The sequence below is a fragment of the Pseudomonas sp. NPDC096950 genome (assembly GCF_044762525.1).
Lineage (GTDB): Bacteria > Pseudomonadota > Gammaproteobacteria > Pseudomonadales > Pseudomonadaceae > Aquipseudomonas.
The window spans coordinates 3,345-19,263 of sequence record NZ_JBIWEL010000035.1 but is presented as its reverse complement, the minus strand read 5'-3'; the positions used below and the strand labels follow the sequence as shown (position 1 = coordinate 19,263).

The 15,919-nt window shown below is 63.0% G+C and carries 2 protein-coding genes (1 of these 2 running past the window's edge); both read left to right on the top strand.

Annotated elements, in window-relative coordinates; translation table 11 throughout:
- A protein-coding gene (locus tag ACIQY3_RS32035) for a non-ribosomal peptide synthase/polyketide synthase (protein WP_403028072.1) crosses the window boundary here: on the top strand, positions 1 to 12,695 show its 3' portion. The gene continues 847 nt to the left of window position 1, outside the view; 12,695 of the gene's 13,542 nt are visible here — the last part of the coding sequence; its start codon lies beyond the left edge, outside the window; its stop codon occupies positions 12,693 to 12,695.
- Positions 12,692 to 15,919, top strand: a complete 3,228-nt coding sequence (locus ACIQY3_RS32030; protein WP_403028069.1) for an amino acid adenylation domain-containing protein — start codon at positions 12,692 to 12,694, stop codon at positions 15,917 to 15,919. Before ACIQY3_RS32035 ends, ACIQY3_RS32030 begins: the two co-directional genes overlap by 4 nt.

Here is a 15,919-nt window from a genome sequence, read left to right as displayed (position 1 = left end):
CCACTTCGCTCAAGCAACTGGCCCAGCGCGAAGGCGCCAGCCTGTTCATGGTGTTGCTGGCCTCCTTCCAGGCCTTGTTGCATCGCTACAGCGGCCAGCCCGACATCCGCGTCGGCGTGCCGGTGGCCAACCGCAACCGCGTGGAAACCGAAGGTCTGATCGGCTTCTTCGTCAACACCCAAGTGCTGAATGCCCAAGTCCACGGGCAGTTGCCGTTCAATCAATTGCTGGCCCAGGTCAAACAGTCGGCGATGGCCGCCCAGGCGCATCAGGACTTGCCATTCGAACAACTGATCGAAGCGCTGCAACCGGAACGCAGCCTGAGCCACAGCCCGGTGTTCCAGGTGATGTACAACCACCAGGCGCTGAATGACCAGACCCAGCAACAGAGCCGGGTGCAACTGCCACAGTTGAGCGTCGAAAGCATTGTCTGGGAAGGGCGCACCGCGCAGTTCGATTTGACCCTGGGGACTTATGAATCGAACGATGGCGTGTCGGCCGAGCTGACCTACGCCACGGATTTGTTCGAACCGGCGACCATCGAGCGTTTGGCGCGGCATTGGCAAAACCTGCTGCAAGGCATCGTTGACGGTTGCTGTCAGCGGATCGGCGAACTGCCGCTGCTGGATAGCGATGAGCAAGGCGTGCTGTTGCAGGATTGGCGCCGCGTGGTCGAGCACTCCGCGCAAGCACCGTGCGTGCAGCAGCGCATCGCGGCTCAGGCGGAACAGACGCCGGATGCCGTCGCGCTGATCATCGGCGAACACAGCCTGACCTACGCGCAATTGGACGCCCGCGCCAACCAGCTCGCGCATAAGCTGATCGAAGCGGGTGTCGGCCCGGATCGACTGGTGGGCATTGCCGTCGAGCGCAGTGTGGAAATGATTGTCGGCTTGCTGTCGATCCTCAAGGCTGGCGGCGCTTATGTGCCACTCGACCCGGCGTATCCCGAAGATCGCCTGGCCTACATGATCGAGGACAGCGGTCTTGAACTGCTGCTGACTCAGTCTCATCTGCAAGCACGACTGCCTATTCCGGCGGGGCTCAACACCTTGTTGCTGGATCAGCCACCAGAGTGGCTGGCGGCGTATCCACAGACTTGCCCAACGGTGGCGCTGAATGGCGAACATCTCGCCTACGTGATCTACACCTCCGGCTCCACAGGCAAGCCGAAAGGCGTGATGGTGCGCCACGCCGCCCTGTGCAACTTCGTCGAAAGCATGGTCGATCAGCCGGGCCTGAATGCGCAGGACCGCATGCTGTCGTTGACCACCTTCTCGTTCGATATTTTCGGTCTGGAAATCTACGGCCCATTGCTGGCCGGCGCCCGTGTGGTGCTGACCGGCAAAGACGTGCACCAAGACCCGCAAGCGGTGCTCGAATTGATCGAACGTCACGGCGTGAGCGTGTTGCAAGCCACGCCATCGACCTGGCGCATGTTGCTCGACCACGAACAGGCCTCGATCCTGACCGGCCGTACTTTCCTGTGTGGTGGTGAAGCGCTGCCGCAGGAACTCGCCGAGCGCATGCTCACGCTGTCGCCAAAAGTCTGGAACCTCTACGGCCCGACCGAAACCACGATCTGGTCGGCGCTGCACCCATTGACGCGCGAAAACGCCAAGCCGTACCTCGGCAAACCAATCGACAACACCGCGCTGTACATCCTCGGCAGCGATCTGGAACTCAACCCGATCGGCGCACCGGGTGAACTGCTGATCGGCGGCGACGGCCTGGCTCGCGGTTATTTCGAGCGTCCATCGCTGACCGCCGAACGCTTCGTGCCGGACCCGTTTTCGTCCAGCGGCGAGCGCCTGTACCGCACCGGCGACTTGACCCGTTATCGCGCCGAGGGCGTGATCGAGTACATCGGCCGCATCGACCATCAAGTGAAAATCCGTGGCTTCCGCATCGAACTCGGCGAGATCGAAGCGCGCCTGCTGGCCCTCGATAGCGTGCGTGAAACCGTGGTGGTGGCGCAGGATGGCCCGACCGGTGCACAACTGGTGGGCTACGTGGTCGCGGCGACAGCTGTCGAGGATGAGGCTGCGTTGCGCGCCGAACTCAAGGCCAGCCTCAAGGCCGAGTTGCCGGAGTACATGGTGCCTGCGCACCTGTTGTTCCTCGCGCAATTGCCCCTGACCCCGAACGGCAAGGTCGACCGCAAGGCATTGCCGTCGCCGGATGCCAGCCTGCTGCAATCCACTTACGTCGCACCGCAAACCGCGACTCAGCACAAAGTGGCTGAGATCTGGCAAGCGGTGCTCAAGCTTGAGCAAGTCGGTTTAAGCGACAACTTCTTCGAACTGGGCGGCCACTCGTTGCTGGTCACCCAAGTGATTTCTCGCGTGCGCCAAGCGCTGAATGTTCAGGTGCCGTTGCGCACGTTGTTTGAGCACAGCACGTTGCAGGATTTCGTTGCGGCGCTCGGCGTAGAACCGGCCCACGCTGAGCCCGCCATTGTCGCGCTGCCACGCCAGCAACCGATGGCGTTGTCCTATGCTCAGGAACGCCAGTGGTTCCTCTGGCAACTGGAGCCGACCAGCAGCGCTTACCATGTGCCAGCGGCATTGCGCCTGCGCGGCAGCCTGGACCTGGCGGCGTTACAGAACAGCTTCGACACGCTGATCACCCGCCACGAATCCCTGCGCACTCGCTTCATTCAACAAGACGAACAGGCCTGGCAGCAGATCGACGCACCGTCGCCCCTGGCCCTCAGGGTGCAAACACTGGATGGCGAACTCGACGACGAACGCCTCAAGGCACTGGTGGCCGAGGAAACCCTGGCGCTGTTCGACCTGCAACAAGGTCCGCTGCTGCGGGTCAAGTTGCTGAAGCTGGCCGCCGACGATCACGTCCTGGTCCTGACCCTGCATCACATCGTCTCCGATGGCTGGTCGATGCAGGTCATGGTAGATGAATTGATCGAACTCTACGCCGGTTACAGCGTGGGGCAGCCGCGTCAATTGCCGGCGCTGGCGGTGCAATACGCCGACTATGCGGTGTGGCAACGGCAGTGGATGGAGGCCGGTGAGCGGGAGCGCCAACTGGGTTACTGGACCGCGCAGCTGGGCGGCGATCAGCCCTTGCTGGAATTGCCGGCGGACCGTCCGCGTCCGGCCGAGCAAAGCTATCGCGGGGCGCGCCAGGACATTCCGCTGAACGCCGAACTGGCCGCTGCCCTGAAGCAAGTCGCGCAACGGGAAAACGTCACCCTGTTTGCCCTGTTGCTGGCCTCGTTCCAGACCTTGTTGCACCGCTACAGCGGCCAGGCCGACATTCGGGTCGGCGTGCCGGTGGCCAATCGCAACCGCCTCGAAACCGAAGGCCTGATCGGCTTCTTCGTCAATACCCAAGTTCTGAAGGCCGAGATCGACAGCCAGCAGACTTTCCGTGGTCTGCTGCAACAGGTCAAAAACACCGTGCTCGGCGCCCAGGCCCATCAGGACCTGCCGTTCGAGCAACTGGTGGACGCCCTGCAACCGGAACGCAGCCTCAGCCACAGTCCGTTGTTCCAGGTGATGCACAACCACCAGAGCCAGGCCCGCGAAGCACGTGGCGCGGCGCGTCTGCCGCAGATCGAGATCGAAGGGCTGACCTGGGCCTCGCACACCGCCAAGTTCGACCTGACCCTCGACACCTTTGAATCCGTCGACAATGTCTGGGCCGAACTGACCTACGCCACCGACCTGTTCGACGCTTCAACCATGGCGCGCATGGCGCAGCATTGGACGAATCTGCTGAAGGCCATCGTCGCCGATTGCGACCAGCGCATTGCCGAGTTGCCGTTGCAGGACCGCGCCGAACGCGAGGCCACGCTGTTGCAGTGGAACCCGGTCGTGGCGGATTTCCCAAGCCAACAGTGTCTGCATGAACTGATCGAAGCCCAGGCCCTGCGTGCGCCCGAAGCGATTGCCGTGACCTGTGGCGAGCAAAGCCTGAGCTACGCCGAGCTGAATGCGCGGGCCAACCCGCTGGCGCACAAACTGATTGAAAGCGGTGTCGGCCCGGACGTGCGCGTCGGCCTCGCGGTCGAGCGCAGCCTGGACATGCTGGTCGGCCTGCTGGCGATCCTCAAGGCTGGCGGTGCCTATGTGCCGCTGGACCCGACGTATCCGGAAGAGCGCCTGACCTACATGATCAGTGACAGCGGCATTCGCCTGCTGCTGACCCAAAGCCATTTGCTCGGTCGCCTGCCGGTGCCGGACTCGGTGCGCAGCCTGATGCTGGATCAGGATCATGACGGCCTCGAAGGCTACAGCGATGCGAATCCGCAAGTGGTCATGAGCCCGGACAACCTGGCTTACGTGATCTACACCTCCGGTTCCACCGGCCAGCCGAAGGGCACTTTGCTCGCCCATCACAACGTGCTGCGCCTGTTCGAAGCGACCGAGGACTGGTTCAGTTTCGGCCCGCAGGATGTGTGGAGTTTGTTCCACTCCTACGCCTTCGATTTCTCGGTCTGGGAAATTTTCGGCGCACTGCTGTACGGCGGCAAACTGGTGGTGGTCCCCTACGAAGTCAGCCGTTCGCCGGAAGATTTCTACGGGTTGCTGTGCCGCGAGCGCGTCACCGTGCTTAACCAGACGCCGTCGGCGTTCAAGCAGTTGATGCAAGTGGCTTGCGCGCCGGAACACGCGGCGCTGCAATCGTCCCTGCGCTACGTGGTGTTCGGTGGCGAGGCGCTGGAGGTCAAGAGCCTGCGCCCGTGGTTCGAGCGTTTTGGCGACCAGGCTCCGCAACTGATCAACATGTACGGCATCACCGAAACCACGGTCCACGTGACCTACCGGCCGTTGACCCTGGCGGATTTGCAACGTGACGCGAGCAGCCCGATTGGCGAGCCGATCCCGGACCTGTCCTGGTACTTGCTCGACGGCGATTTGAACCCGGTGGCCAAAGGTTGCATCGGCGAGTTGTACGTCGGTCGCGCCGGCCTGGCCCGTGGGTATCTGAACCGCGCCGACCTGACCTGCCTGCGCTTTATCCCGGACCCGTTCGCCGCTGACGGCGGTCGCCTGTACCGCACTGGCGACCTGGCGCGGTATCGCGCTGACGGCGTGATCGAGTACATCGGGCGCATCGACCATCAAGTGAAGATTCGCGGCTTCCGCATCGAACTCGGCGAAATCGAAGCGCAACTGCTGGAACAGCCTGCCGTGAGTCAAGCGGTGGTGTTGGCGCAACCGGGCCTCAGTGGCCAGCAATTGGTTGCCTGGCTGGTGCCGTCCGACGCCGCATTGCTCGACGCCGACCCGACCGAACAAGGCCAATGGCGCGACAGCGTGCGTGCCGCGCTGAAGGAAAACCTGCCGGACCACATGATCCCGGCGCACCTGTTGCTGCTGGCGCAATTGCCATTGACCGGCAACGGCAAACTCAACCGCAACGCCTTGCCGTCGCCGGACGCGAGCCAGGCGCTGCAGGCTTATCAGGCCCCGCAAAGCGAGCTGGAACAGCGCATTGCGGCGATCTGGCAAGACGTGTTGAAGCTGCCGCAAGTCGGGCTCAACGACAACTTCTTCGAACTCGGCGGCGATTCGATCATCTCGATCCAGGTGGTCAGCCGCGCCCGTCAACTGGGGATTCGCCTGAGCCCCAAAGACCTGTTCCAGCACCAGACCGTGCAACGTCTGGCGCTGGTGGCCCAGGTCGGTGACAGCGAGTCCGGCATCGATCAACAAGCGGTGAGCGGCGAGGCGTTGCTGTTGCCGATCCAGCAGCAGTTCTTTGACGATCAAATCCCCGAGCGTCATCACTGGAACCAGTCGGTGTTGCTCAAGCCGCGAGTGGCGCTCGACGCTGAAAAGATCGAGCAGGTCCTGCGCGGACTGGTGGCGCATCACGATGCGTTGCGCCTGAGCTTCACCCAGCACAACGATGGTTGGGCGGCAGAGCATCAGTCGATTGAACAACTGCAACATCCATTGCTATGGCAGGAGTCGGTTACCGATGCCGCCGCACTTGAAGCCTTGGGCAACCGCGCCCAGCGCAGCCTCGACCTGCAACAAGGTCCGTTGCTGCGCGCGGTGCTGGCGACCCTGGCCGATGGCAGTCAACGTCTGTTGCTGGTGATCCATCACCTGGCGGTGGATGGCGTGTCGTGGCGGATCCTGCTGGAAGACCTGCAAAACGGCTATCAGCAATTGCTCGACGGCCAGCCGTTGAAGCTGCCGGCCAAGACCAGTGCCTTCAAGGATTGGAGCGAGCATTTGCAGCGCTACGCCAACAGCCCGGCGTTGCAACAGGAACTGGCCTACTGGCAAGCCTGCCTGAGTGACGTGAACACCGGTTTGCCGTGCCTGCGCGACGATGCCGGCCAGCAGAATCATCTGCGGGTCAACGTTCAGACGCGTCTGAATCAGAGCCTGACCCGGAAATTGCTGCAAGAAGCCCCGGCGGCCTATCGGACCCAGGTCAACGACCTGTTGCTGACCGCACTGGCGCGCGTGATCGGCCGTTGGACTGGCCAACCATCGACGCTGATTCAGCTCGAAGGCCATGGTCGCGAAGAGTTGTTCGACGGGGTTGACCTGACCCGCACCGTGGGTTGGTTCACCAGCCTGTTCCCGGTGCGCCTGACCCCGGCCAGTGAGCCCGGTGCAGCGATCAAACAAATCAAGGAACAACTGCGCTCGATCCCGAACAAGGGCATCGGTTTTGGCGCTCTACGACACCTGGGTGACGAGCAGGCGCAGCAATCCCTGCGCGCACTGCCGAGCCCACGCATCACCTTCAACTACCTCGGCCAGTTCGACGGCAGTTTTGAGGGCGACGACGCGGCGCTGTTCACCCCGGCGCAAGACAACGCCGGTCTGGATCAAAGCCTTGAAGCGCCGATGGGCAACTGGCTGACCCTCAACGGTCAGGTGTATGGCGGCGAGTTGAGCGTTGGCTGGAGTTTCAGCCGTGAGCGTTTCGACACCGCCACCATTGAACGCCTGGCCGAGGAGTACGCCGAAGAATTGGCGGCGCTGATCGCCCATTGCGTAACCCCGGGCGTGCAGGGCCTGACGCCTTCGGACTTCCCGTTGGCCGGCCTGACCCAGGCGCAACTCGACAGCGTGCCCGTCGCGCCGCAGCAAATCGCCGACATCTATCCGTTGTCGCCGATGCAGCAGGGCATGTTGTTCCACACCCTCTACGAGCAACAGGCCGGCGACTACATCAACCAGATGTGCGTGGATGTCGAAGGCCTGGATGTCGAGCGTTTCCGCGAGGCCTGGCAAGCGGCAGTGGACGCCCACGATGTGCTGCGCAGCAGTTTTGTCTGGGACGGTGAGTTCAAACGTCCGTTGCAGGTGATTCACAAACAACTGGCCGTGCCGTTCACCTTGCACGACTGGCGCGCCCACAGCGATGTGGCCCTGGCGCTCAGCGAACTGGCGGCTGCACAGCGCCAGCAGGGCTTCGACCTTGCGAGCGCACCGTTGCTGAACCTGACCGTGGTGCGTCTCGACACCGCGCGTTATCACCTGATCTACACCAGCCATCACATCCTGATGGACGGCTGGAGCAATTCGCAGCTGCTCGGCGAAGTGCTGCAACGCTACAGCGGCCAGGTGCCGGCGAACACGGCGGGGCGTTATCGCGATTACATCGAATGGCTGACCCAGCAGGACGCGCAGGTCACCGAAGGTTTCTGGAAAGGCCAATTAGCCGGATTCGATGAGCCAACCCGCTTGGCCAAAGCGCTGGTGTGGACCGGCAGCGAAGCCGCCAACACCGCCCAGGGCGAACACTTCCTGACCCTGGACCTGACGCAGACTGCCGGGCTGAATGCCTTTGCCCGGGAACAGAAAGTCACCCTCAACACCATGGTGCAAGCCGCCTGGCTGCTGCTGTTGCAGCGCTACACCGGGCTGGACACGGTCAGCTTCGGCGCCACGGTGTCCGGGCGGCCGGCGCAACTGGCAGGGGTCGAGCAGCAGATCGGTCTGTTCATCAACACGTTGCCGGTGGTCGCCAGCCCACGGGCCGAACAGCCGCTGGCGCAATGGTTGCAACAGGTGCAGGCGCAGAACCTGGCGTTGCGTGAGCAGGAACACACCGCGCTGTTCGACATCCAGCGTTGGGCCGGGCAGGGCGGTGAAGCCCTGTTCGACAACATTCTGGTGTTCGAGAACTACCCGATCTCCGAAGCCCTGCAACGGGGCGCGCCGCAAGACCTGCGCTTCGGTGAAGTGGGCAACTTCGAGCAAACCAACTACCCGCTGACCCTGGCGGTCAACCTCGGCGCCGAGCTGTCGTTCCAGCTAAGTTTCGACCGTCAACAGTTCGATGAGGCGGCGATCGAGCAACTCGCCGGGCACCTCGCGCACCTGCTGTTGCAGATGGTCGAGGCACCTGCCGCCAGTGCCGTGGGCGATCTGGCCCTGGTCCCGAACGCGGTGCGCGAGCCGCTGGCGCTGCCGGCCGATGGTGTGGGCGTGCAGCGCTTGTTTGAGCTGCAAGCCGAACGCACGCCGGACGCCTTGGCGCTGATTTTCGACGAGCAACGCCTGAGCTATACGCAACTGAATGCCCAGGCCAACCAATTGGCCCGCGTGCTGCTGCAACACGGCGTCGGCCCGGAAGTGCTGGTGGGGATTGCGGTCGAGCGTTCGACCCAGATGATCATCAGCCTGTTGGCGGTGCTCAAGGCCGGTGGCGCGTATGTGCCGCTGGACCCTGAATACCCGGCCGAGCGTCTGGGCGCGATGATCGAGGACAGCGGTCTGCGCGTGCTGTTGACCCAAAGCCACCTCGCGGCGACGTTGCCAACCTCGGCGGGCGTGAGCGTCCTGAGTCTGGATCAACTGGATTATCCGACTCAGACCGACAACCTGCCCGAGCGCAGCGGCCCGCAAAACCTCGCGTATGTGATGTTCACCTCGGGCTCCACCGGGCGCCCGAAAGGCGTCGGCATCACTCAATCGGCGCTGACCCGTCACACCCAGGTCGCTCTCGACGTCCTCGGCCTCACGCCGCAGGACCGTTCACTGCAATTCGCCACGTTCAACTTCGATGCCTTTGTCGAGCAGCTTTACCCAGCTTTGATTTGCGGTGCCTCGGTGGTGCTGCGCGGTCAGGACATTTGGGACAGCGAAACCTGGTATCGCGAATTGCTCGACAAACAGTTCAGCGTCAGCGACCTGACCACCGCCTACTGGAACATGTTGGCCAAGGACCTCGCGGCGGCGGGTCACCGCGACTATGGCGTGCTGCGCCAGATGATCGTCGGTGGCGAAGCCATGCCACCGGAAGGCGTTGCCACGTGGGGCCAGGCCGGCCTCGGCCATGTGCGCCTGCTGAACACCTATGGCCCGACCGAAGCCACGGTCAGCGCCACGGTGCTCGATTGCAGTGACTACGTCTCCGGCCGCCTCCCGTTGCCGGTGAGCATGCCGATTGGCCGGGCGTTGGGCGGTCGGGGGATTCATGTGCTCGACACCCAGGGTCAACCGGCGCCGGTCGGCGTGGTCGGTGAACTGGTGATCGGCGGTGAGCTGCTGGCGCGCGGCTACTTCCAGCGCCCGGAACTGACCGCCGAGCGCTTCATTCCTGATCCGTTCGATCCAGTCGGCGGTGGCCGCGTGTACCGCACCGGCGACCTTGCGCGTTATCGCGCCGACGGTGTGATCGAGTACGTCGGGCGTCTGGATCATCAAGTGAAGATTCGCGGTTTCCGCATCGAACTCGGTGAAATCGAAAGCCATCTGTTACAGGTGCCAGCAGTGCGTCAGGCCTTGGTGGTCGCGCAACCGGGCGCCATCGGTCAGCAATTGGTGGCGTACGTGGTGTTCGACGATCCGGCGCACATCAGCGGCGATGCGTCCACGCTGGCGGCGTTGCGCGATGACATCAAGGCACGCTTGAAAGCGAGCCTGCCGGATTACATGGTGCCGGCCCACGTGCTGTTCCTTGAAGGCTTGCCCCTGAGCCCGAATGGCAAGATCAATCGCAAGGCCTTGCCGGGCATCGATGCGAGTCTGGTGGCGTTGGACTTTGTTGCGCCGCAAGGCGAGCTAGAACAGCAGATCGCCTCGGTCTGGCAGGACGTGCTGGAACTGGATCAAGTCGGCCGCGACGATCACTTCTTCGAACTGGGCGGGCATTCCCTGCTCGCGACGCAAGCCGTCTCGCGCCTGCGCAAACTCACCGCGTGCACCCTGAGCCTGCGTGATCTGTTCAGCCATCCGCGACTCAAGGACCTGGCGGCGTGGATCGCGCAGCAGCAAGGCACACCGGAACCTAGCGGCCACGGTGTGGTGCTCAAGGCCAACGGCATCCGGCACAGCGCACCGTTGTCGCTGGTGCAGCGCCGGTTGTGGATCGCCGAGCAACTGTCCGGCGGCACTGCCGCTTATGGCATGCCGATGGCCCTGCGTTTGCGCGGCGAGTTGTCGGTGGAAAGGCTGATCGGCAGTTTCGCCGAGGTGGTGCGCCGTCACGAAGTGCTGCGCACCGCGTACACCCAGGACGATGAAGGCGATCCGATTGCGGTGATCGCCGAGCAGGTCGACGTGGATTTCCCGGTGATCGATTTGTCCGGCCTGTCCCGCAGCGCCCAGGAAGAACTGGTCGCGCAAGCGGCCCTGGAAAACGCGCGCACGCCGATTGATATGGAGCACGCGCCGCTGTTGCGCGGGAGGATCCTGCACCTGGGGCCGACCGAGCACGTGATGCTGTATGCGATGCACCACATCATTTCCGACGGTTGGTCGATGGGCTTGCTGGTCAACGAACTGGTGCAGATTTACGAGCGCACCAAGGCCGGTGACCTGAACCCGCTGCCGCCGCTGGATGTGCAGTATTCCGACTTCGCGCTGTGGCAACAGGAACTGGAACAGCAAGGCGTGCTCGCGCGTCAGGCCGAGTACTGGAAAACCCGGCTGGCCGGCTACAACGGGCAACTGAAATTGCCAGCGGATAACCCGCGTGGCTTGACGCCGTCCTACGAGGGCGACGCGGTGCAGTTCCAGCTCACCCCGTCGCTCAGCGCGGCGTTGCGCAAGGTGTCGATGGACGCGGGCGTCACGCTGTACAGCACTTTACTGGCGTCGTTCCAGGTGTTGTTGCACCAGGTCAGTGGCGCTGCGGATGTGCTGGTCGGTGCCGACGTGGCCGGGCGTGAACAACCGGAACTGGAGCGCTTGATCGGCTTCTTCGTCAACGTCCTGCCGTTGCGTTCGCAGTTCGATGGCGCCACGCCGTTCGCCGGATTCCTGGCCCAGACCCAGGAAAACCTGCTGAGCGCCATGGAGCATCAGGACCTGCCGTTCGACATGATCGTCGACGCCTCGGACGTGCCGCGCCACAAGGGCATGAACCCGTTGGTGCAGGTGTTGTTCGTGATGAATAACCTGCCGGGACGCACCCAGTCCATGGGTGGTTTGAGCGTGGAATCGCTGCCGGCGCTGGAGACCCATTCTAAATTCGACATGGCGTTGTTCGTTGACGATGAAGAAGGGCAATTGCTGGGTAATTGGCAATTCGCCACAACCTTGTTCGGACACGAGCGCATTCAGCACCTGGTCAAGGCCTGGATAGCCCTGTTGGAACAGATCGTCGCTGATCAGGACATTCAATTGGGAGCTATCAGCATGCCAGTCGACAATTTAGCGGTGGCCGCCAAGCCTGCCGTCCCCGGACCCAAGGCCGACAAACTCGGCAAGTTCCTCAAGCGCGGTGCCGCCCCGGCAGCCAAGGCCCGGCCTGCACCGATCCGCGAATCGCTGATCGCCGCGCCGCAGCCGTTCCCGCTGCTGCTGGAGCCGAACGAGCCACACCTGGACTTGATCGAGTGGATCAATAACAACCGGCCGCTGATCGAAGCCAAGCTGGCGACCCATGCCGGCATTCTGTTCCGTGGTTTCGAACTGGATGGCATCCAGGGTTTCGAGGCGTTTGCCGAAGCAATCCAGCCGGGGCTTTACGGCCAGTACGGCGACTTGCCGAAGAAAGAGGGCGGCAAGAACACCTACCGCTCCACGCCGTACCCGGAGCGCAAGATGATTTTGTTCCACAACGAGAGCTCCCATCAGGACCGCTGGCCGCGCAAGCAGATGTTCTATTGCGAGCAAGCCGCGCCCGTCGGTGGAGCGACTCCAGTGGTGGATTGCCGCTTGATGTACGAAAAACTGCCGGCGGACCTGCGGGACAAGTTCGAGGAGAAGGGCCTGCTTTACGTGCGCACTTTCACCGACAACCTCGACGTGTCCTGGCAGCACTTCTTCAAGACTGAAGACCGTGCCGAAGTCGAGGCCCGTTGCCGGGCCGGCGGCATCGAATGGCGCTGGCTCGACAACAATGAACTGCAAACCCGTACCCCGGGCCCGGCGATCATCACGCACCCGGTGACCGGCGCCAAATCGTTCTTCAACCAGGTGCAACTGCACCACATCTACTGGCTGGAGCCGGATGTGCGTGAAGACCTGCTGTCGATGTTCGGCCTCGATCGCATGCCGCGCCACGTGTTCTACGGCGACGGCACGTCGATCGAAGACGAAGCGATGCAGCGCATCGGTGACTTGTACGAAGAGTGCGCGGTGCGTTTCGACTGGCAAAAAGGCGACGCCATCCTGCTCGACAACATGCTGGTGGCCCACGCCCGTGATCCGTTCGAAGGCCCGCGCAAGATTGTCGTGGCCATGGGCGACATGTTCGACCGCAGCGCCCTTGAGCGCGTAATGAACACCGAGGAAACCGGAGCATGAACGAGGTATCGATGGACCAGCAGGACCTGGGTTTCGCCTTGACGCCTGAACAGCAACGCTTGCTGGAACAGTTGCCCAAGGCCCCGGCCTGCGGTGATGCGCTGCGTTTCCTGGAGGTCGAGATCAACGGCGTACTCGATTCGCAGCGGCTGCAAAGCGCACTGGACAGCGTGCTCGCGCAGCAGCCGATGCTGGTGGCGCGGCTGGGCAAGGCGCCGGGTTTCCATGGTTTGCGTCAGTTTGTCGGGGGCGCCGAGCGCTTCCCGCTGACCGTGCAGGCGCGGGTCGAAACCCCGGCGGGGATTCAGGCGCAGCTTGCCGAATGGGCGGAACGTTCTTTTGTCGTCGGTGAGTCCGAGGGCGCGCAAGCGGTGCTGTATCGCCTGGCCGATGCTCAATGGAAACTGGTGTTGGGCCTGGCCCGACACAGCCTCGATGAAAATGGCGTGCGGTTGTTGTATCAGCAGTTGGTGCAGGCCTATGGGCAAGACACGGCGGCGGACGATGAAGAGACCGGTGAATTCACCCAGTACCTGGACTGGCGCAGTGAAGTGGTGCTCGACGAAGACGCGGCGGGTGCGCGTGTTTACTGGCAGGACCATTTGCAAGGTGCGGACCCTGATCTGAGTACGCCGTGGTTGGCGTATCGCAATCCGGGTTCTGCTGCTTCATCGGCGACGGAATCGCTGACCTTCGAACCTGATCTGCGCAGTGGTTTGCAGCAGGTCGTCGGAACGTTGGAGCAATCGCCAAGCGTGGTGCTGCAAGCGGCGTGGTGGGTGTTGCTGGGTCGGCTCAGTGGCCATGAACAGGTGCTGGTCGGTGTGCGGCATGACAGCCGCGAAGATTACGAATACTTCAGCGATGCCGTAGGGGTGTTCGAGAAAACCCTGCCGCTGAACCTGTCGCTGACCGCGAATGCAGCGTTCAGCACGTGGGTGGCGGAACTGGCGGCGCGTCTGGATGAGCATCGTACGTGGCAGGAATACTGGTCGCCGGAACTGGTACCGACGGCGGCTCGTCCGGCGTATGGTTTTGTCGCTCGCCGAGCCACGCAGGCCGCGACATCCGGTGGTTTGCAATGGGCGCCCCGTTCGACCGTACGCGAAGCGCTGTTTGAATTGATGCTTGAACTGGAAACGGACGAGGCGGACAGTGCCCACGCCTTGCACTTGCATTACGACGCGTCCCGCTACTCGGCTCAGGCGATTGAAGGGTTACTGGCACAGTTGCGGGTATTGCTGGAAAACATTGTCGCCAATGCCCACGCCGAACTCGGACAACTGAGCGTGTTGGGTGCCGCTGAACAGCAGCGTCTGCTGTCGATCAACCCGCCCGTGCAGGCGTTGGCCGATGCTCGATTCCTGCCGCAGCGGATTGCCGATTTTGCCCGGACCACACCGGACGCCATCGCCCTGACTGACGGCGATCAACGCCTGAGTTATGCGCAGTTGCAGGTGAACGTTGAAGCGCTGGCCCAGGCATTGAAAGCCCAGGGCCTGGCACCGGGTGCAATCGTCGCGCTGGCTTTGCCGCGTTCGGCGGAGTTGGTGGTTGCGATGCTCGCGGCGTGGCGCATCGGCGCGGCGTACCTGCCGCTGGACCCGCAATGGCCGCAGGCCCGTCAGGCCTTGATGCTGGAACAGGCCGGTGCCGCGCTGCTGCTGGTCGACGCTGCACACATCGCGCAATGGCACGATCATCCGTTGCCCCTGGCGACCGTGGATCGCGTGCTGCGATCGGCTCCGGCGGTCACGTCGGCGATCACGTTTGACACTCAGGGCGATCAGGCAGCCTACGTGCTGTTCACCTCCGGTTCCACCGGCGTGCCAAAAGGCGTGGTGATCGAGCATCAACAGTTGCTCAACTACACCGCTCACGTCCGCCAGGCCCTGGGGCTGGAGCAGTGCCGGCAGTTCGGCTTCACCTCCACGGTGGCGGCGGACCTGGGCAACACCGCGCTGTTCGGTGCGTTGTTCAACGGTGCGGCACTGCATGTGGCCAGCGATGAACAGATGCAGGACGGCAATTTGTTTGCCGATTTCCTGCAACGGCAGGCCATCGATTGCCTGAAGATTGTGCCGTCGCATCTGGCTGCGCTGCTCGACAGCGAACGCGCGCAATTGCCGCGCACGCTGGTTCTGGGTGGTGAGCCGATTGCTCCGGCACTGGTGCAACGGATCGCCGGTTTGCGCAGCGATTGCCGGGTGTTCAATCACTACGGCCCGACCGAAGCCACAGTCGGTGTGCTGGTGCATCCGCTGCGATTGGATACTGCTGTGCCGGACGCCGGCGTGCTGTCCCAGGTGTTGGGCAACAATCAGGTGTTTGTCCTCGACGATAACCTGCAACTGGCGCCGGTCGGTGTGCTGGGCGAGGTGTACCTCGGTGGCGCGCAGTTGTGCCGTGGCTATGTGAATGTCGAGGCCGATTCGGACGTGTTCATTCAGAGCCCGTTCAATCCACAGCAGCGCCTGTACCGCACCGGCGATCTGGCGCGCTATCGCCCGGATCTGGCGATTGCGTTGCACGGTCGGCGCGATCAGCAGATCAAGGTGCGCGGTTTCCGTATTGAACTGGCCGAGATCGAAGCCGAGTTGCTGCGCTTGCCGCAAGTCGCGCAGGCATTGGTGTTGCCGGGTCAGTCCGCGCAGGACGGGATGCTCGCTTTCATCGTCCCGCATGACGCACCTTCGGCTACGTTGCTGGAGGCCGTACGCGATGAACTGGCGCTGCGTTTGCCGAGCGTGATGCTGCCGCAGCATGTGCAGTTGATCGAGAGCTTCCCGCGCTTGGCCAACGGCAAGGTTGATCGCAAGGCGTTGCAGCAACTGGCGTCCACCTCGGCGGACGATGAAGGCCTGCAACCTCGCGATGCGCTTGAGCAATTGCTGGTAACGCGCATGGCGCAATTGTTGGGGGTTGAGCGTCTGGGCATCGACCGGGACTTTTTCGCCGCCGGGGGCCATTCCTTGCTGGTGATCAAACTGGTGGCCGGCATTCGCAAGCTGTTGCAGTGCGAAATCCAGCCGGGCGTGGTGTTTGACCATCCGACCGTGGCTGGTCTGGCGGCGGCATTGCGCGCCCGGGAAAGCAGCCCCGGTCAACTGGAGAAAATCGCCCAGGCGCGGTTGCGTCTGGACAACATGAGCCCCGAAGAAAAAGCCGCCCTCACCGAAAAAGCCCGGCAACTGCAAAACGCCAAGGCTGCGCAAAACGGTTGA

What these genes read in the sequence shown, in the direction of transcription:
- ACIQY3_RS32030 (WP_403028069.1), top strand. Translation starts at nt 12,692, where the DNA reads ATGAACGAGGTATCGATGGACCAGCAGGACCTGGGTTTCGCCTTGACG.